Annotated in this window: 13 protein-coding genes; 7 read left to right on the plus strand and 6 right to left on the minus strand. The window is 73.9% G+C overall.

Annotated features, from left to right (window positions below):
* Position 1 precedes the first annotated feature (1 nt).
* From ABZ822_RS09795 to ABZ822_RS09820, 6 genes are all read left to right on the plus strand, one after another.
* Positions 2–2,689: a GTPase gene (locus ABZ822_RS09795; protein ID WP_360849649.1), complete on the plus strand. Its 2,688-nt coding sequence runs from the start codon at positions 2–4 to the stop codon at positions 2,687–2,689.
* A 317-nt stretch (positions 2,690–3,006) separates the two neighbouring features.
* Entirely contained in the window at positions 3,007–3,477 is a 471-nt protein-coding gene (locus tag ABZ822_RS09800; protein WP_360849652.1) for a single-stranded DNA-binding protein, read from the plus strand.
* Between the two features lie 275 nt (positions 3,478–3,752).
* The gene (locus ABZ822_RS09805; RefSeq protein WP_360849655.1) at positions 3,753–5,144 is read left to right on the plus strand and encodes a Cys-Gln thioester bond-forming surface protein; all 1,392 of its coding nucleotides are present in this window, start codon (positions 3,753–3,755) and stop codon (positions 5,142–5,144) included.
* Between the two features lie 646 nt (positions 5,145–5,790).
* Complete coding sequence (gene ettA, locus ABZ822_RS09810; protein WP_360849658.1) at positions 5,791–7,455, plus strand: energy-dependent translational throttle protein EttA; 1,665 nt, start codon at positions 5,791–5,793, stop codon at positions 7,453–7,455.
* Positions 7,456–7,460: 5 nt separating this feature from the next.
* Positions 7,461–7,904, plus strand: a complete 444-nt coding sequence (locus tag ABZ822_RS09815) for a thioesterase family protein (protein ID WP_360849661.1) — start codon at positions 7,461–7,463, stop codon at positions 7,902–7,904.
* Positions 7,901–8,674 (plus strand): hypothetical protein, encoded by a 774-nt coding sequence (locus ABZ822_RS09820; RefSeq protein WP_360849663.1) that lies wholly within the window; start codon positions 7,901–7,903, stop codon positions 8,672–8,674. Before ABZ822_RS09815 ends, ABZ822_RS09820 begins: the two co-directional genes overlap by 4 nt.
* An 88-nt stretch (positions 8,675–8,762) precedes the next feature.
* On the opposite strand, the gene ABZ822_RS09825 is transcribed toward ABZ822_RS09820, so the two are convergent.
* Together ABZ822_RS09825 and ABZ822_RS09830 are read right to left on the minus strand one after the other, a co-directional pair.
* On the minus strand, positions 8,763–10,280 hold the full coding sequence (locus tag ABZ822_RS09825) for a cytochrome P450 (protein WP_360849666.1): 1,518 nt from the start codon (positions 10,278–10,280) through the stop codon (positions 8,763–8,765).
* Between the two features lie 47 nt (positions 10,281–10,327).
* Positions 10,328–10,732, minus strand: a complete 405-nt coding sequence (locus ABZ822_RS09830) for a globin (protein ID WP_360849668.1) — start codon at positions 10,730–10,732, stop codon at positions 10,328–10,330.
* Between the two features lie 169 nt (positions 10,733–10,901).
* Between ABZ822_RS09830 and ABZ822_RS09835 the strand changes: the two genes are divergently transcribed.
* Entirely contained in the window at positions 10,902–12,002 is a 1,101-nt protein-coding gene (locus ABZ822_RS09835; RefSeq protein ID WP_360849671.1) for a methyltransferase domain-containing protein, read from the plus strand.
* Positions 12,003–12,147: 145 nt separating this feature from the next.
* On the opposite strand, the gene ABZ822_RS09840 is transcribed toward ABZ822_RS09835, so the two are convergent.
* The 4 genes from ABZ822_RS09840 to ABZ822_RS09855 form a co-directional block, all read right to left on the minus strand.
* The gene (locus ABZ822_RS09840; RefSeq protein ID WP_360849674.1) at positions 12,148–13,563 is read right to left on the minus strand and encodes an FHA domain-containing protein; all 1,416 of its coding nucleotides are present in this window, start codon (positions 13,561–13,563) and stop codon (positions 12,148–12,150) included.
* Positions 13,564–13,642: 79 nt separating this feature from the next.
* Positions 13,643–14,989 carry a VWA domain-containing protein gene (locus ABZ822_RS09845; RefSeq protein ID WP_360849677.1) on the minus strand — a complete coding sequence of 449 codons (1,347 nt, stop codon included), beginning with the start codon at positions 14,987–14,989 and terminating at the stop codon, positions 13,643–13,645.
* A gap of 198 nt (positions 14,990–15,187) precedes the next feature.
* Entirely contained in the window at positions 15,188–16,372 is a 1,185-nt protein-coding gene (locus tag ABZ822_RS09850; protein ID WP_360849679.1) for a PP2C family serine/threonine-protein phosphatase, read from the minus strand.
* A 372-nt stretch (positions 16,373–16,744) separates the two neighbouring features.
* Entirely contained in the window at positions 16,745–18,940 is a 2,196-nt protein-coding gene (locus ABZ822_RS09855; protein ID WP_360849682.1) for a tetratricopeptide repeat protein, read from the minus strand.
* Positions 18,941–19,437 lie beyond the last annotated feature (497 nt).

Genomic DNA, 19,437 nt, shown 5'->3' on the forward strand with positions numbered 1-19,437 from the left:
GGTGACCTCCGCCGCAACCGATCGCCCCGGCGAGTCCCGCCACCCGTCCGGATCCGAGTCCGCCCCCGCCCCCGACCGTCCGACCGCGCAGTGGGCGGGTCTTCCGCCGCGCGAGGACACGGAGCGCCCCTACGAGGCCCAGGACCCCTACGGGCCGGGCAGCAGCGGGTACGAGCCGGGCAGCGCGTACGAGCCGGAGCCGGCGCCGTACGGGCGCGGCAGCGCCTACGAGGACGCCTATGGGAACGGCGGCTCCTACGGGAGTCACGGCTCCTACGGTCGCGGTGGTCCCGGCGCCTCCTACGGTCCCGCTGGTTCCGGCAACGCCTACGGTCCCGGTGGTTCCGGCGGCTCCTATGGAGGCGGCGTGCCCGATGGACCCGGTGCGGTCGAGGACCGTGCCGAGCGTGCCGAGGCCACGGACGGGTGGCGGCCGCACCACGACTCCCAGGACCAGGCGACCCGTACGGAGACCGGGCAGGTCCCCGCACACCGGGACGGGCACGCACCCGCGTACGGCCCCGGCCGCCCCGCCGCCGAGTACGCCTCCGACGGCCATGCCGCGTACGGTCCGGGCGGTTCCGCCCCCTCGGGTCCCGGTGGTGACGACGCGTACGCTCCGGCCCCCGACGGACCCACGGCCGACGAGGAGCCGCGGCGCGCCCCCGAGAACGGCCCGGCGCACGCGGAGGAGCCCACGCCTCACGACGACCCCGACGCCGAAGCGGTGGGGGAGTGGGACGACGGACTCATCGCCCGCAGGGCCCGCGACGACGCCGACGCCGCGTACTACCGGGCGGCACGGCGACCGGAGGCCGGACCGCCCCTGTGGGAGACCGACACCGCACCCCGCCTGGGCCCCCGGGAGCAAGCACCCCCGCGCGTGGCGACGGCGCTTGCGCCGAGCACGCCCACGGCGCCGTCCCGCAGCGGGTTCGGCCGCGGGCTGCGTCAGCGGCTGGAGGCCCTGCGGGAACTCGTCGGGCTCTCGCGCGCCCGTCTCGAACCGGGGGCGCTCGCCGAGCCCTCCCGCGTCCTTGACGAGGCAGCCGCCCGCCACCGCCTCTCCCTGGGGCACACGGTCGTCGCCATCGCGGGCGCCTCGGGCAGCGGCAAGTCGACGCTCTTCAACGCCCTCGCCGGAACGATTCTTTCGGAGGCGGGCGTCCGGCGGCCCACCACCTCCTCGCCCATGGCCTGCACGTGGGCCGAGGGGGCGGACGGTCTGCTGGACCGGCTCGGCATCCCGCCCCGGCTGCGCCGCCGCCCGCAGCGCATCCACGACACGGGGCTCCGCGGGCTCGTCCTCATCGACCTGCCCGACCACGACTCGGCCGTGGCCGGGCGGCGCGAGCAGGTCGACCGGCTGCTCGGGCTCGTCGACGCGGTGGTGTGGGTCGTCGACCCGGAGAAGTACGCGGACGCGGTGCTGCACGAGCGCTATCTGCGGCCGCTCGCCGGGTACTCCGAGGTCACGTTCGTCGTCCTGAACCAGGTGGACCGGCTGCCCGGCGACGCCACCGACCAGGTGCTGGACGACCTGCGCCGGCTGCTCGACGAGGACGGACTGGCGCTGGGCGAGCACGGCGAACCCGGGGCGACCGTGCTGCCCATCTCCGCCCTGACGGGCGAAGGGGTCGGTGAACTGCGCCGGAGACTGGGCCAGTTCGTCTCCGAGGGCGGCGCGGCCGAGCGCAGACTGATCGCCGACGTCGACGGCGCGGCCGAACGGCTGCGCTCGGTCTACATGGCCAAGGGCCGCCCCGGGCTCACCGAGCAGGCGCGGGCGGACTTCGAGGACCGGCTGGCCGACGCGGTCGGCGCGGTGGCGGCGGGACAGGCGGCCGAGCGCGAATGGCTGCGCTACGCCGAACTGGCCTGCGGTGCGCCCTCGGCCCACATGCGGCGCCGGTACGAGGCGAAGCGCACTGCGGAGTCGGTCTCGGCGCCGGGTTCGGTCTCGGTGCCGGAGCCGGGGAGGGGCGGGGCGAAGTCCCGGTTCCGCCTCGGCGGCCGCGCCAAGGGCGCCGCCCCGTCCGACGCCACAACGGCGGGCGACGAGATGCTGCCGCCGCCCGCACAGGCGGTGCCGGGAGAGCGGGTGGCCGGTGAAGCCGGGGACGAGGCCGCGCTGCCGGTGCCGAGCACGGCACGCGCGATCGTCGAACAGGCCGTGCGCACGCTGACCGATGAAGCCTCGGCCGGACTTCCCGACGCCTGGGCCCAGTCGGTGCGGGAGGCCGCGGCCCGCGGCGGTACGCGACTCCCGGACGCCCTCGACCAGGCGGCAGCGGCGCAGGCGGCCGGTACGGCGCGGCCTGCGGGGCCGGGCTGGTGGCGCATCGCGTCGACGCTGCAGGGCCTGCTGCTCGCGGTCCAGGTCCTGTGCGCGCTCTGGCTGGTGGCGTCCGTGGTGGGCGGGCCGGGCAACAGCTGGATCCTTCCCGCGGTGCTGATGGGCATCGGTGTGGTCGGCGGTCCGGCGCTGGCGTGGTGCTGCCGGGCGGCGGCCCGCGGGCCCGCGCGGCGGTACGGCCAGGACGCCGAGCGGCGGTTGCGCGGCGCGGCGGCGTCGTGCGGGCGGGCCCGGGTGCTGGAACCGGTGGCGGCGGAGCTGCTGCGGTACCGGGAGCTGCGGGACCAGTACCTGGTCGCTGCGGGCGGCCCCTCGCACACCACCCTGCTGTAGGCGGGACGGCGGTCCGGCCGGAGTGCGACCGGCCGGACCGCGACCGGGAGGGGATCTCAGCCGGAGGCAGGAAACTCTGCCTCCGGCTGGACTGTTGAGGTGCACGACGCCGCGCCGGGTACCCGCCTCCCCCGAACCGCCCCGGGCGGGCAAGCCCTTGCATGCCTCGCCCCTCACCCGTCCCGGTGACGGAGTTGTCCACAGGACGGTCCCCGTCCACAGCCCTCAGCGGCCGCGCTCGATCGCGTGCAGCATGGTCGCCACGAGGAACGGAACGAGCGACGGGGGCAGGCATGTGTACGGGGCCGGGGGCGGACGTGAGGAAGAGGAACGGGAGCGGGGCGGGCGGCTCAGCGGTGGCCGGGGCGGCGGCAGTTGGCTCCGCGACCGTGCTGACGGTGGTGGGCAGGGCCGCGACACCGGTGCAGTTGTCCGAGACGGGTGAGGGCGTCCCCGTGGCGCGGTTCCGGCTGGCGGCGTCGACCGGCCGCGCATGGGAGGGCCCACGCACGGGACGGACCGGCGGGCACACCAGCTTCTACACCGTGTGGGCCGCACGGTCGCTGGCCGCCAATGTGGCCACGTCCGTGACGACGGGCGAACCTCTCCTCGTCCATGGCGCACTGACGGTCCGTGAGGAGTGGTGCGACGGCAGGCCGCGCCTCTCCGCGGAGATCGAGGCGACGGCCGTGGGACACGACCTGACGCACGGGACCGCCGTGTTCCGTCCGGTCTCCGACGCCGACCCGGCGCTGACGGGCCGGATAGGTGGCCGCAGCACCTGCTGACGGTCCGCTTCGCCGACTGTGGGAGTGCTGCTACCGCAATGCCTGTGTTGCCGAACTGGCCCTGAATCACCCGGGTTTGGAGTGCGGTTATGTCGATAATCCCAGGTCAGATACGGCCTGAGCGATAACGATTCCGATTCGGATCGGTTATCGCATGGGATTGGTGGGGACGGTGTTGCGCTTTCTCCTTAGGATCCGACCGTGCTCACGGGGGCACTTGAGTTCGCTTGCGGGGCGTTTCTTCCCCCCAACGTCGCCTCGCCGGAGGGGAATCCATGTTTTCTGTACGCAGGCGTGGCTCCGCCCGCCTCGCCGCCGCGGTCGTGGCCTCCGGCCTCGTCGCGGCGGGTGTGATAGCCGCCGCGGGCCCGGCTGCGGCTGACGACGTCACGCCGATTTCCGGCGGCGCGACCGCCACCCTCGACGGTCTCAAGACCTTCGACCAGGCGGTCATCACCGACGAGGGCGGCAAGCAGGAGGTCGGCGCCGGTCTCTTCGAGATGACCGTCGACGGCGGTGGCACGCTCCAGACGTACTGCATCGACATTCACAACCCGACGCAGAGCAAGGCGCAGTACCAGGAGAAGCCCTGGTCGGCCACGTCGCTGCACGACAACGCCGACGCGGGCAAGATCCGCTGGATCCTGCAGAACTCCTACCCGCAGGTGAACGACCTCAGCAAGCTCGCCGCGGCCGCCGACTCCGGCACGCTGACCGAGAAGACCGCAGCCGCGGGAACCCAGGTCGCGATCTGGCGGTTCTCGGACGAGGCGCACGTCGACGCCGTCGACCCGGCCGCCGAGAAGCTCGCCGACTACCTGGAGAAGAAGGCCCAGGACCTCGATGAGCCGAAGGCGTCGCTGACGCTCGACCCGCCGGCCGTCTCGGGCAAGTCCGGTGACCGGCTGGGCCCGATCACCGTCCACACGGACGCCGCCAACGTCACGGTGAGCCCGGACCCGGCCGCCGAGGCGTCGGGGGTCGAGGTCGTCGACAAGGCGGGCAAGCCGGTCACCAGTGTCGCCAACGGCGGCGAGCTGTTCTTCGACGTACCGAGCGGAGCCCCCGACGGCTCGACGTCGCTGACGGCCCAGGCCACCACCACGGTTCCGGTCGGCCGTGCCTTCGCCAGCCAGACCAGGAGCCAGACGCAGATCCTCGCCGGTTCCAGTGAGAGCACCGTCAGCGCCACCGCGACGGCGAACTGGGCCAAGAAGGGCGCGATCCCGGCGCTGTCCGCGGAGAAGAACTGCGCGAAGGGCGGCGTGGACGTCACGGCCGCCAACGAGGGCGACGAGCCGTTCACCTTCGAGCTGGCCGGCACCGAGCACACCGTCGAGGCCGGGAAGTCCCGGACGATCACGGTCCCGGTGAAGGAAGACCAGTCCTACGACTTCACGATCACCGGTCCGAACGGGTTCGAGAAGAACTTCTCCGGTGTTCTCGACTGCAAGACCGCCGAGACGCCCGGCACGCCCTCCTCCGAGCCGAGCCCGGCCACGGCCGGCGGTTCCTCCGCGGGTTCCACCGGTGGCGGTGACCTCGCCGAGACCGGTAGCAGCAACGCCACCCCGATGATCGCGGGCGTGGCCATCGGGCTCCTCGTGCTCGGCGGCGGCACGGTCTTCTTCCTCCGCAAGCGGAAGGCCGACGCGGCGGACGACTGACCCTCCGGCGCTCAGCGCCCCGTTCGTACGGTGAGGGCCGGGACCTGGACAGGGTCCCGGCCCTCGCGCGTAGCGGCTGTCAGGAGCGCCTCGCCGTTTCCGCGTCCCCGCGCTCGTGTTCCCGCGCCCGCGCTCCTGCGTTCCCGTGTCCCCGTGTCCCGCGCTCGCGTTCTCGTGCCGTGTCCCGCGCTCGTGCTCACGCGCTCGCGTCCCCGCGCTCGTGTTCCCGTGTTCCCGCGCTCGTGTTCCCGCGCCCGCGTTCTCGCGCGTTCCGAGGGCGCGATCGCTTCGGTCGCGGTCGGCCGTTCCGTGGTCCCTTGCGTCTCCGCAGCCACCCGCGTCACAGCTCTCCCGCCGAGGGCGCTCGTCACGTGAACCGGCGGCCGTAGCCTTCTACGACGCGGTGGTGGTCCGCCCGCGGCAGCTCGTCGCCCTACACATCCCCATACACCCGGTCCGTCCGGACCTGCCGCGTCTCGAGGCCGCCGCGCCCGCCCCGGAGGTGCGCGACGACGCCCCGCACGCCGTGCGCCGTCCCGTATCCCGTGCCAGGTGGGCGGTCCGAGGAGATCTCGTTTTCGTGCAGCGCGGGCGTTACGGCAAGATGGCTGTATCTGCCCACCCATCGATTGCCGGACGGTTTCTCTTGGCTGAGTTCATCTACACCATGCGCAAGGCGCGCAAGGCGCACGGCGACAAGGTGATCCTCGACGACGTCACGCTGAGCTTCCTGCCCGGCGCGAAGATCGGCGTGGTCGGACCGAACGGCGCCGGGAAGTCCACGGTCCTCAAGATCATGGCGGGGCTCGAGCAGCCGTCGAACGGCGACGCCTTCCTCACCCCCGGTTACAGCGTCGGCATGCTCCTCCAGGAGCCGCCGCTCGACGAGTCGAAGACCGTGCTGGAGAACGTCCAGGACGGCGTCGGCGACACCATCGCCAAGCTCAAGCGGTTCAACGAGATCGCCGAGCAGATGGCGACCGACTACTCCGACGAGCTGCTCGAGGAGATGGGCAAGCTCCAGGAGGACCTCGACCACCGCAACGCCTGGGACCTCGACACCCAGCTCGAGCAGGCCATGGACGCCCTCGGCTGCCCGGCCGGCGACTGGCCGGTCACCAACCTCTCCGGTGGTGAGAAGCGCCGCGTCGCGCTCTGCAAGCTGCTGCTCGAGGCCCCCGACCTGCTGCTCCTCGACGAGCCCACCAACCACCTGGACGCCGAGTCCGTCCAGTGGCTGGAGCAGCACCTCGCGAAGTACCCCGGCACCGTCGTCGCCGTCACCCACGACCGCTACTTCCTCGACAACGTGGCCGAGTGGATCCTCGAGCTCGACCGCGGCCGCGCGCACCCCTACGAGGGCAACTACTCCACGTACCTGGACAAGAAGGCCACCCGCCTCAAGGTCGAGGGCCAGAAGGACGCCAAGCGCGCCAAGCGCCTGAAGGAGGAGCTGGACTGGGTCCGCTCCAACGCCAAGGGCCGCCAGGCGAAGTCGAAGGCGCGTCTGACCCGCTACGAGGAGATGGCCGCGGAGGCCGAGAAGACCCGGAAGCTGGACTTCGAGGAGATCCAGATCCCCCCGGGCCCGCGCCTGGGCAATGTCGTGGTCGAGGTGGAGAACCTCTCCAAGGCGTTCGGCGAGAAGGTCCTCATCGACGACCTCTCCTTCACGCTGCCCCGTAACGGCATCGTCGGCGTCATCGGCCCCAACGGCGCGGGCAAGACCACGCTGTTCAAGATGATCCAGGGCCTGGAGACGGCGGACTCCGGCTCCATCAAGGTCGGCGACACGGTCAAGATCTCGTACGTCGACCAGACCCGCGCCAACATCGACCCGAAGAAGACGCTGTGGGCCGTCGTCTCCGACGAGCTGGACTACATCAACGTCGGTCAGGTCGAGATGCCGTCCCGCGCGTACGTGAGCGCGTTCGGCTTCAAGGGCCCGGACCAGCAGAAGCCCGCGGGCGTCCTCTCCGGCGGTGAGCGCAACCGCCTCAACCTGGCGCTCACCCTCAAGCAGGGCGGCAACCTGCTGCTCCTCGACGAGCCGACCAACGACCTCGACGTCGAGACCCTCTCCTCGCTCGAGAACGCGCTGCTGGAGTTCCCCGGCTGCGCCGTGGTCGTCTCCCACGACCGCTGGTTCCTCGACCGCGTCGCGACCCACATCCTCGCCTACGAGGGTGAGTCCAAGTGGTTCTGGTTCGAGGGCAACTTCGAGTCGTACGAGAAGAACAAGATCGAGCGCCTCGGCCCGGACGCGGCCCGTCCGCACCGTGCCACGTACAAGAAGCTGACCCGGGGCTGAGCGGCGTGGCCCGGCACGTCTACTCCTGCCCCCTGCGCTGGTCCGACATGGATGCGTTCGGCCATGTGAACAACGTGGTCTTCCTCCGCTACCTGGAGGAGGCGCGCATCGACTTCATGTTCCGGCTGGCGCGGCTCGACGACAGCCCGTCCTTCACCGGCGGCTCCGTGGTGGCGCGTCACGAGATCGACTATCTGCGTCCGCTGGTCCACCGGCACGAGCCGGTGATCGTCGAGACGTGGGTGACGAAGGTCGGCGCGGCGTCACTGAACGTGTCGTACGAGATCAAGGACGAGGAGCAGGTGTACGTCCGGGCCTCGACCACTGTCGTGCCCTACGACCTCGAGCGCGGGCGTCCTCGGCGGATCACCGCCGAGGAGCGCGTGTTCCTGGAGAAGTTCATGGACGACAGCGCCGGCGGGGCCTCCGAGGGGGCCGTCGTCGCATGACGGCGCTGCGTCTCGCCGACGCCGGGGAGGCAGCGGATCTCGCCGCCTTCCTGGCCCGGCTGCTGCACTACGACCGCCGTGCGGCCGTCCGGCTCCAGGCGGGAGGCGGGAGCGTGCTCGCGGTGTTCGGGCGCCCCGCCTCGTTCGAGGTGCTGGCGATCCGTACCGCGCGGCTGGACGAGCCGTACGAGCTGGACGTCACCGTCTCCGCCGGCCAACTCGCCGATGCCGTCGACGCGGCGTCGGCGGGGGGCCCGGAGCGCGGCCTGACCGTCACGGTCCCCGAGAGCGTCACCGGCCCGCCGTGGGCGGGTGTGCTGCCGCCGCGCGGTGGCTGGGAGCGCGTGGAGGGCCTGCCGGACACCGATGACGTCCGGGCGGCGGTCGCCGTCGCGGTCGGTGAATTCCGCGCGCGGACCGAGGAGTTGTCCGAGGACCGGCGTACCCGCGCCGAACTGGACCGTATCGGGCGGGAGATATGGTCCCGCACGTTGGGCGCCACCGAACTCCCGCTGCGCGCCGTCCACGCCGCCCAGTCGCTGGGCTTCCTCCGGCCGCTCCCGGCCGGAGCGGCGGCCCCCGTCACCCGAGGCGGCAACGGCGCGGTGCCCCAGCCGCGCGCGAACGGTGCGTCGACGGCGCTCGCGCAGCGGCCGCCGGAGGCACTGGCGCTGTTCGCGGCGGGAAGCTGGCTGCGGCTGCGGACGCCGTACGGTTCGATCGCCGTGCGCCGTGCGGGACTTCCCGGCCTGACCGTCACCCCCGGCTAGCTGTACGCGCACACCGGCGACCCGGGTCGGCGCGCCGACCCGGGTCGCGTCCCGAACGCAGGCGAACGCCCTCCACGAGGGCCGGGGGTCAGGAGGCTGTCGTCACCGGGACCTGGCGCGGTCCGCGGACCAACAAGCCGGGTCTGTACGGGAGTCCGGCGAGGTCGGCGGCCAGCCGCAGGCCGGGGAAGGCCGTGAAGAGGCGAGGCAGGGCGACCGCCGCCTCGAGCCGCGCCAGGCGCGACCCGACGCAGAAGTGCGGCCCGTGCCCGAAGGCGACGTGGGGGGCGGCCCGTCGCTGCCCGCTCACCGTCCCCGCGTGGTTCGCGGCGGAACAACCGTCCACCCCGGCACCCGCGCTTGCGCCGGCGCCGTCCGTGCCCGCCAGATACCGCTCCGGGCGGAAGGCATCCGGGTCCGGGTAGCGGGACGGGTCGCGGTTGGCCGCGGCCAGGACGGCGAGGACCGAGGCACCTGCCGGGACGAGGGCCCCGCCACCGAGGTCCACCGCCTCCGTCGTACGCCGCCACGTCGTGCCCTCCAGCGGGCTCGCGTGCCGCAGCGTCTCCTCGACGACCGCGGCCCACCGATCGGGACCCTGCCGCAGCGCCGTCTCCAGCTCCGCCGGGTGCGTGAGCAGCATCAGGGACGCCGAGGCCAGGAGGTTCATCGTGGTCTCGTAGCCCGCGAAGAGCAACAGGAAGGCCATGGCGAGCAGTTCGCCGTCGTCGAGCCCGCCCTCGGTCGCGTCGTGGACGAGCGCGCTGAACAGATCCTCGCCGGGGCGGCGCCGCTTCTCCGCGATCAGCCCGGTGAAGTAGCCGTACAGCGCGGTCCACGCCTCGTCGACGGCCCCGCGCTCCAGGGCGTCCGCGGGGGATCCGACCCGGTACGTCCACTCGCGCAGATCACCGCGGTCCGCCTCCGGCACCCCCAGCACCTCGCCGATCACCAGGACCGGCAGCGGGAACGCGAAGCCGTCGACGAGATCCGCCGTGGCCCCGCCCTCCAGCCGCGCCGCCAGGTCGGTGACGAGCCCGTCCGTGAGGCGCTCGATGCGCGGGCGCAGCGCGTCCACGCGGCGGGGCGTGAAAGCCGCCGCCGTCAGCCGGCGGAGCCGCGTGTGGTCCGGGACGTCGGAGTTGAGCATGTGGCGGGCCAGGCAGGCGCGGGCACGCTGGGCGGGGGAGTCGGGCTTGCGACGGCCCGCGCCCTGCGGCGGCACGTTGGAGAACCGGGGGTCGGTGAGCACGGCCCTGGACTGCTCGTAGCCGGTGACCAGCCAGGCGTGGGTGCCGTTGGCCAGCGCGACGCGCGCCGCCGGGCCCTGCGAGCGCAGGGCGGCGTAGTACGGGTACGGGTCGCGGGCGAAGGCCGCGTCCGCCGGGTCCAGTACGGGGCCGGGGTCCGGCTCGCCGACGGGGTCCGGTTCGCCCGCGGGGTCCGGCTCGTCCGTGAGGTCCGGCGTACGTGCCGTGCCCGGTGCGGTCGACCGAGCGCCCGCGGGTGCGGGTACGCCGGTGGACGGAGTGGCCGCCGGAGGGCCCGGAGGGTCCGGCGGCGGGTCGAGTACGGCACGAACGGCGAGGTCGGATGGGTCGGACACGGGCCCCATCCTGGCAGGGCCCGGCGGATCGCAGCGTGACGGGGGCCTCAGTCAGCGGTGTTGATCATGGATGCTGCCGCGTACTCGAGGTAACTCCACAGCTGCGCCTCGTGTTCCGGCGACAGCTCCAGATCGTCCACGGCGGCGCGCATATGAAGCAGCCAGGCGTCGTGCGCGGCACGGTTCACCGTGAACGGCGCGTGCCGCATCCGCAGCCGCGGGTGTCCGCGGTTGTCGCTGTACGTGCGCGGGCCGCCCCAGTACTGCATGAGGAACAGCACCAGGCGCTCCTCGGCGGGGCCCAGGTCCTCCTCCGGGTACATCGGCCGCAGCACCGGGTCATCGGCGACGCCCTCGTAGAAGCGGTGCACCAGCTTTCGGAAGGTCGGCTCCCCGCCGACCTGTTCGTAGAAGGTCTGATCCTGCACCGTGCCCCGTGGAATCTCAGTCACCCCACCATGGTCTCAGACACCCGGCCGAGGTCCAGGGGCTTAAGTCCGCGGACGGATCCCGGCAGGGGCGGCAGCCGTGCGGCCGGAGCGGTCAGGCGTCGGAAGCGGCCGGGACGCCGGAAGCGGCCGCGGTGTCGCGCCGCAGGGGCGCGGGCAGGACAGTGGAGGCATGACGGAGGCCGGGACACAGCCGGAGGCGGCGGCAGCGGCGCGGTCCGCACTCGTACGCGCCATCGCGGCCGAGGGGCTGCTGGCCGACCCCGCCTGGCGGGCGGCGTTCGAGGACGTGCCGCGCCACCTCTTCGTGCCCTCGTACTACCTGCCGGTCCGGGACGGCTTCGAGCAGCTCTCGTACGGCGACCCCGACCCCGGCGTACGGGCCCGCTGGCTCTCCGGCGCGTACGCCGACACGCCTCTCGCCATCGAGGCGCGTGACGGCGAGCTCATCTCCTCCAGCAGCCAGCCCTCGCTGATGGCGCAGATGCTGGAGGTCCTCGACGTCCGCGACGGGCACAGCGTCCTGGAGATCGGGGCGGGGACCGGGTACAACGCGGCGCTGCTCTCCCACCGGCTCGGCGCGGAGCGGGTGACCACCGTGGAGCTCGACCGGGAGATCACCGAGTCCGCCCGCGGCCATCTCGCCGCGGCCGGGTACCGCCCGGAGGTCGTGAGCGGTGACGGAGCGCACGGCTGTCCTGCGCGCGCACCGTACGACCGCATCCTGGCGACCTGTGGCCTGAGATCCGTACCGCACGCCTGGCTCGAACAGTGCCGGCCGGGCGGGCTCGTCGTCACGCCGCTCGCCACGGGCCTGCTGCGGCTGCGCGTTCGCGGCGCCGGCCAGGCCGAGGGCCGGTTCCTGAACACCTCCGCGTACTTCGTACCGCTGCGCGCCGGAGCGCCGGGAAGGACGAAACGACCGGAGACGGCCGGGACTTCACGTCCGGAGCGGGCCCGCACCGGCGCGCCGCCGCAGGGCCCGTCGCTGCCGGGGCTTCCGGCGCCGCAGCCGGAGGACGCCGAGGGAGTGCCCCAACACATCCTCCGCCACGAGCCGTTCACCTTCCTCCTCGCCCTGACCGCGGGCAGGCTGAGCCCCCAGGAGGCGTACGAGCTGTGGCAGCGCGCGCATCATCCCGAACGCAGCCGCTTCGGCGTCACCATCCGCGGCGCCGAGCAATGGGCCTGGCTGGACGACCCGGAGGGCCCGGGCGCCTGGCCGCTCGGCCCGGCGGTGCAGGGCACGACCTGGCGGCCCGGCCGGGCGTGAGCTGAGGCGGGCCGGTGAGGGGCCCGGGGCCGCGAACCGTCGCGCACGGGAGCAGAGGCCCAGGCCGCCGGGAAGGCCGCTCGGACGCCAGAGACCCGGGCGTCCCTCGTCACTGACGAGGGACGCCCGGGCCTCTGTGCGGAACTCAGCCCCGGTGGAGGGTGATCGTCGTCCAGGCGCCCACGTGCACGCGGTCGCCGTCCTGCAGCGGGACGGGGACGAACGGCTGGATCGGCTCCTCGCCGCCGTTGACGGTCGTGCCGTTGGTGGAGTCCTGGTCGACGACCGACCAGGATCCGTCGGGCTGCGAGACGAGCACGGCGTGCTTGTGCGAGACGCCCGGGTCCTCCGGCGGACGGGAGAGGTCGATGTCGGGGGACTCGCCGGTGCTGTTGCGTCGGCGGCCGATGGTGATCTGGCTGCCGGAGAGCACAAGCTGCTGCTCCGGTGAGTAGGCCGGGAGGTTGAGCCCGGCGGCCTCCGGTCCGCTGCGGTTCATCATGGCCAGGAAGTACTCACGGTCCGGGCCGATCACCGCGGTCCAGTTGGCCGGCGGAGCGGCCTGCGGCTCACCCGGGAACTGGCCCATGCCCGGCGCGGGCGCCTGTCCGGGGCCCTGCCCGTGGCCGGGCCCCTGGGCGGGCGGCGGCAGGGTCCAGTCGTCGCCGTGGCCTTCCGCGGCAGCGGGCCCGGGAGCCGGAGGTGCCTGCGGGAAACCGGCCTGTGCCGCGTACGGGGCCTGGGGAGCGCCCTGTGGTGCGCCGTGAGGAACGCCTCCGTGCAGCGGCTGCTGCTCCTGCCCGGGATGCGGCGGAGCCAGCGGCTCGGCCGGGCGGTTCATCTGGGACGGCCGCGAACTCTGGTAGTCGAAGCTGTTCGGCGGCTGCGGTGCCTGCGGTGCCTGCGGTGTTTGGGGAGGAGCACCGGCTCCGGGCCCCTGCGGCTGCATCGAGGGGAAGCCGGGAGGCCCGCCCTGCGTCCCCGGCGCGGGCGGCGCGGGAGGCGTGAACGTCGGTGAGTGCGTCAGGAAGTTGTAGCGGCACTCCTCGCAGAAGGGCGCCATCGCCTCACGGGGGGTGCGGCACTGCGGGCACAGCTCGGCGTGCCCGGTGGCGTTCGGGTCGAAGCCGTGACCCGTGGCGGGGCCGGGACCCTGACCGGGCACAGGCCCGGAGGCCGGGCCGGGGCCCTGGCCGTACGGGGAGGGCCCCGGCGGCCCGCTCGGGTTCGGGTATCCGTAGCCGCCCTGCTGGGGCTGGTCGGGGCCGGGGTAGTCGTAGCCGCCCTGCGGGGGCTGGTTCGGGTTCGGGTATCCGTAACCGCCCTGCTGAGGCTGGTCGGGACTGGGGTATCCGTAACCGCCCTGCGGGGGCTGGTTCGGGTTCGGGTATCCGTAGCCGCCCTGCGGGGCTCCGTGGGCGCCCGGTCCACCCGGGACCGGTGGCGGCGGGGGCGGCGGCGCGACCGCTCCGCCCTGAACTCCGGCACCGGCCATGCGGTGTCCGCAGATCTCGCACCAGTCGTCGGAACCCGACTGGTGTCCGTTCGGGCAGGTCGGCATGTCGGTGCTTCCCCCTCTCACCCGGCCCCCTCTGGACCGTTGTTCTTGCCTTTGCGACTGCTTCGGGATGGTTCCAGAACTATTTCTTGACGCGGACCGTCTTGGTCGAGCGCGTCTCGAGAGTCATTTCGTCCGCTTCCGCGACCTCTCTCTTCAGTCGCACAGTACCGGTCGCCCGGTCGACCACGTCCACCACCTTCGCAAGCAGTTTCGCAGTCTCCTCGTTGCCCGACGTATGCGCCAGATGCACGGCCCGCCCCAATTTCGCCGTGGCTCCGTCCCGATCGCCCGACTTGCGTGCTTCGAGCCCTTGCTGGATGGCCTGGGCCAGTTCGGCCTGGCCCGTGTAGTGCGCGACCTGGGGGTTGATGGAGGTCGACGCCGCCACGTCGTCGGTCCACACGGCCCGTACGAGCCCCTGTGCCAGCTTCTCCGGTGTGCCGCCGCCCGGTGGCGGGACCACGAGCGACACCCGGGCGGCCAGCATCTCCCGCCCGACCTCGGCGGGCGGCACCCGTACGCAGAGGTGGTAGTCGCGCGACTCGTCGCCCCACGAGCCGGTCGGGTAGTCCCCGGCGCGCGCTCCCGCGTCCGTGCGCCGGTCGGTGAGGTCCTGGACGGTGGGAGCCACCTGCTTCACGAACGCGACCTCGGCGCCGACGGGCGTCCACAGCCGCAGGTGCACGTCCGCGACCTCCTTGCCCATGGCCGTCTCCATCATCCGCGTGAAGTCGGCGGCGAGACCGGCCGGATCGGCGACGATGTCGGCGCTGCCCAGCAGCGCGGAGGCGATTCCCCTGACCTCCTTGACCTCCCAGTCCGTGCCCACCCCGCGTGCGTCGCAGGTGAACCGGCCCGCGCACTCCTCCAGCGCGGCGCGCAGCGCCTCGGGCGACTCGTGCTCGTTGCGCCCGTCGGTCAGCAGGATGCCGTGGCGGATGGACGCGTCGGCCCCGGAGGAGAGCAGCCGGTCGGCCAGGCGCAGCCAGGTGCCGATGGCGGTGCCGCCTCCCGCGCTCAGCGAGCGCAGCGCGTGCACGGCCTCGGCGCGGGTGCCCGCGCCGGCGACCGCGAGGCGGCCGTCGCCCGGGTAGACCTCGCGCGCCTGGTGGGTGCCGCCGACGACGGCGAACGCGACGCCGTCGCGCAGCGTGCCGATCGCGGCGGCCGTCGCGTCGCGGGCGTTGCGCATCTTCGTGGGCGGGTACTGCATGGAGCCGGAGCAGTCGACCATGATGACGACCGCGGCGTCCGGTCCGCCGCCCCTTGCCCCCGTCGGCTGCGCGGACGCCCGCGGGCCGCCGGTGCCGCCGTGCCGGGTGACCGTGACGATGGCGTTCACCTCGCGGCCGCCGGCCGGCAGGTACTCGTTCTGGTACACCTCGGCCGAGAACCGCGGTCCTGCCGCCTCCAGGTCACTGCCCATCCGTCTGCGCCCCCCGTGCGTCACTCCTCGTGCGTGGTCCTCGAGCAGGTCGGTGGCCGTACCGCCCCGTTCGCCGTACCGCCCCGTTCGCCGTGCCGCCCCGTTGCGAACCGGCCCCGTCGCGCGGCCTTGCGGACCATTGCGCGGCCGCCGACGCCCCTGGTCCCGGGGTTGTACTGCCGGCCCGCCCGCCCGCGCTCAGACCGATCCTGCCCCTTGGGCGGGGGAGGGGAACGGCACCACTGCCACTGTTACGTTGTCATGACCCCCGCTGTCGAGGGCGTACCCGACGAGCGCCTGCGCGCTGTGCAGCGGCCGGGTCCGGGCGTCGGCGGGCACGGCGCGGGCCATCTCCCCGACCGCCTCCGCGTAGTTCCACAGTCCGTCCGTGCAGACCACGACCACACCCGGCCGGTCCGGCTTGAACGACGCGGTGTGCGGCTCCACTTCGTACGCGTCCGCGCCGAGCCAGCCCGTGATGGCGTGCGCGCGCTCGTCCGTGTAGGCCTCCTGCTCCGACATCAGGCCCGTGGCCACCATCTGGGCGGCCCACGAGTCGTCCTCGGTCAGCCGCGCGGCGGGCGCCGTACGGTCGTCGGGCACCCAGTAGACGCGGCTGTCGCCGACCCAGCCGACCGTGAGGATTCCGGAGGTGACGACCGCGGAGACGATCGTGCACGCCGGGGAGTTCTGGTGGTGGCGGTGCGGATCGTGCTCCTCGGGCTGATGCGGCGATTCCGCCAGGGAGTTGACGGCCTCCGCGGCGGCCACGATCGCGTCGTGCATGGCCTGCTGCGGGTGGGTGCCCACGGGAAGGGCGGCGAGGAGCGAGGCCCCGGCCGCGTCCGCCGCCGCCTGCGAGGCCTCGTCGGGCCGCGTCGACGACGACACCCCGTCGCACACGACGGCGACGACGGCGGGCGCGCCGTCGGGCGTCGCGGCCGTGGAGACGGTGTACGCGTCCTCGTTGCGGTGGTGCCGCAGGCCCCGGTCGCTGACCGCCGCGACGCTGTCGAGCCCTTCCTCCATGTGGTCCCGCCGGCGGGGCTGGGCGTGTCCGCAGTGCCCGCAGTAGCCGTCGGCGTCGACGGCACCGGTCCGGCAGGCGACGCAGATCTCCCCCGGAGCTCCCGAGGAGACGCTGACGGAGCCGGCACGGCCCCCCGGGGTGTCGTCCACCGTCCGCCGGGGCGGGGCCAGGTCGTACGCGTCCGGCGCCGGGCCGGACGTCTCCCCGGTACGCCCGTACGTCTCCGCGGCCTGGGGGCCGGCGGGGGCCGCCTCGCCGGCTGCGACGGGTGGCGCGAGCGGGTAGGCGTCCTCGCCGGCGGGAGCCGGGGACGCCGGGCGGGCGACGTCGTCCGCGGAGTCGATTCCGGCCAAGTCCTCGGGGCGGTGGGCCTCGTGGGCGGACCGGGGGGCCGGGTCGGGGGCAGGCCAGCCCGCTGGGGTACCGGACCCGGGCGCCGCGGGGGCACCGGCCGCGGGGGCGGATTGGGCCCCGGGGGTCTCCGGGCGCGGCCGCGCGGATGCCGGTGCCGTGGGTGTGTCAGGAAGCCGGGTGTCCGGCCGGGGCGGGGGCGGCGTCACGCGGGCGGCAGCGCCGTGGCCGTCCGCGGGCCGGTCGCCCAGCGGGGCCTGCGCGGTCGGTACACCGGCACCGCACGCGCCGCAGAAGTTGTCACCGGGCTCCAGCGGCTCATGGCAGCTGGGGCAGGCCGACAGTTGGGGCACCTTGGGCATCTGCGACATCACTCACACCCACGTCCTGGGGCGGCAGCGGTTGGCCCGCTCCACCAGTTCGATCCTTTCCTCGCCGCGCTGGGCGAGCCGCGCGAGCACGCGGTACGAGCGTTCCAGCCCGAACCGCAGGCCCCGCTCGTCCAGTCGGCTGCCGAGCAGCACGGGCCGCTCCCCGGCACCGGTCCCGGCGAGTGGCCCGGGTCCGGCCTCGCCTCCGGCGGCCTCACCGCTCACGGCCGCGGCTCCCGTCCCGGTGCCGCCGCCTTCGGCCGTGCCGCCGGCGGTCGCGGTTCCGGGGGCCGGCTCCCCGGCCCCCGTACCTCTCACTGCCGTTCCCCCGGCCGTGCTTCCGGCGGCAGCGCTTCCGGCGGCAGCGCTTCCGGAAGCGGTCGCGGCGGTCGCGGGGCTTCCGGATGCGGCCCGGGCGGTCGCGGGCGCGCCCCGCGCACCCGCCATCACCCAGGTCAGCGCACAGCTCAGCACCTCGGTCGACAGCCGCTCGCGGCGGACCGCGTCCAGGCCGAACTCCTGCAGCCCTTCGACCTGCCGGGCGGCGGCCATGAGGTCGTCGAGCAGCGCATCACCCGCCGCCCGCTGCCGCAGCCGGGCCCGTACCGCCGCGATGCGCGCCGCCGTGTAGTGGATCGACGCCTCGGGCACGGACTCCAGCGCCCGTACCGCGCCGGTGCGGTCGCCGGCCGCCAGCCGCACCCGGGCGAGGCCGAAGGCGGCGCTCACATAGCCGGGGTCGGCGGACCGGACGAGGTGGTAGTACTCGGCGGCGTTGTCCGACTGCCCCAGGACCTCGGCGCACAGGGCGAGCGCCAGCTTGGGGGCGGTCTCGCCGGGGAACGCGTCGTAGACGGCGTCGAAGGACAGGGCCGCCCGCTCGTGGTCCCCCGTCACCAGCGAGGTGACGCCGCGGGACCAGACCACGCGCCAGTCGTCGGGGTGTTCGGCCTCCAGCTGAGCCAGCGCTCCGGCGGCGACGCCCATGTCCCCGGTCTCCAGCCGCGCCCGCAGCTCCCGCAGGCGCAACTCCACCGAGTCGCAGGGCGCGTTGGACAGGGTGGCCAGCAATTCCTCGGGGGCGGAGGCCATGAGCCCGGCCAGGAAACCGGCGTTCGGGTCACGGGAGTCGACCTGCGGTACGGGCAGGGCGAGGGCGGCGCCGCGCAGGTCGGGTGCCGCCAGGCCCTGACCGGCCGCCACCGCCTCCTCGGACGGCCCGGGGGCCGCCTCGACCGGCGCCGGCCGCGCCGACCCGGTCGCGGGCGGCGGCGCGGGGTCCTCCTCGGCGAACAACTGCGTGTCCGCGACCCGGAGTTCGGGCCCGAAGAGCGTGGACAGCGCGGGGCGCGGCTGCCCCGTTTTCAGTGCGACGACCTCCCGCAGCACGCCGGTGAGCTGCTCCGCCATCTCCTCCGCCGAGGCGAACCGGCGACCGGGATCGGGGTCCGTGGCGCGCACCAGCAGGCGGTAGAACGACTCGTAGCGGCGGAAGACGTCGATGTGGTCGGGGTCGGGGAGGCTGTCCGCGTAGACGTTGGTGTAGCCCTGGAAGTCGAAGGTCAGCACGGCCAGGGTCCGCGCCACCGTGTAGAGGTCGGAGGCCACGGACGGGCCCACGTCCGCGACTTCCGGTGCCTGGTAGCCGACCGTGCCGTAGATCGCGCTGGTCCTGTCGTCCATCCGCCGGACCGCGCCCATGTCGATCAGCTTGAGCTGGTCCTGCTGCTGGATGGCGTTGTCGACCTTGAAGTCGCAGTACAGCAGCTTCCGGCTGTGCAGATGGCCGAGCGCCTCGAGCGCCTCCAGGCCGTACGCGCAGGCCTGTTCCACGGGCAGCGGGTCGCGGCGGCCTTCCGGTGTCCGCCGCTCGTTCGCGATGTCCTTGAGCGACTTGCCGCCGACGTACTCCATCACGATGTAGCCGTCGAGGCTGCCGGTGCGCTGGTCGAGATGCTCGACGAAGTTGTAGATCCGCACGATGTTGGCGTGCTCGATCTCGGCGAGGAAGCGCCGCTCGGAGACAGCGGCGGCCAGTGCGTCCTCGTCACCGGTGTCGAGCAGGCCCTTGAGGACCACCCAGCGGTCCGAGACCGCATGGTCCACGGCGAGGTAGATCCAGCCGAGACCGCCGTGCGCCAGGCAGCCCGCGACCTCGTACTGCCCGTGCACGACGTCGCCGGGCCGCAGCTTCGCCACGAACGAGTACGGGTGGCCGCACTTGGTGCAGTAGCCCTCCGTGCGTCCCGGCCGACCCGCGCGGGCGCGCCCCACCGGGGCCCCGCAGTCGCTGCGGCTGCAGAACCGCTTCCGCTCCGGCACCTCCGCCTTCTCCAGCACGGCGCTCCGCGGGTCCGGGCGCGGCACCTCGGGCACCGACACCAGGCCCGCGCCGAGCCTGCCCCGGCCCGAGGGCGATCCGGAGGAGCCGGAGCTGCGCACCGACACCGAACGGGCGCCGCTGCCTCCCGAGAGCCGCCCCGACACCGACCGGCGGGACGAGGAGGACCCGGACGACGCACGGGCGGACGGCGACGAACGGCCGGACTCCATACCGACGGTCGCCACGCTGCCGGACGCGGACGCACCGGAGGACGGCCCGGAGGGAGACCCGCTGGAGGGCGCCGCACCGGACCCGGAGCCACCGGACCCGGAGCCACCGGACCCGGACCCAGGCGAGGACGGCGTACGCGACA

The organism is Streptomyces sp. NPDC047108 (genome assembly GCF_040643575.1).
Taxonomy (GTDB): Bacteria; Actinomycetota; Actinomycetes; order Streptomycetales; family Streptomycetaceae; genus Streptomyces.

Bases quoted from the DNA above. Each gene is read 5' to 3' on its own strand.
- ABZ822_RS09835 (WP_360849671.1), top strand. From the start codon at position 10,902: ATGACGGAGGCCGGGACACAGCCGGAGGCGGCGGCAGCGGCGCGGTCC.
- ABZ822_RS09845 (WP_360849677.1), bottom strand. From the start codon at position 14,989: ATGGGCAGTGACCTGGAGGCGGCAGGACCGCGGTTCTCGGCCGAGGTG.
- ABZ822_RS09840 (WP_360849674.1), bottom strand. From the start codon at position 13,563: ATGCCGACCTGCCCGAACGGACACCAGTCGGGTTCCGACGACTGGTGC.
- ABZ822_RS09805 (WP_360849655.1), top strand. From the start codon at position 3,753: ATGTTTTCTGTACGCAGGCGTGGCTCCGCCCGCCTCGCCGCCGCGGTC.
- ABZ822_RS09820 (WP_360849663.1), top strand. From the start codon at position 7,901: ATGACGGCGCTGCGTCTCGCCGACGCCGGGGAGGCAGCGGATCTCGCC.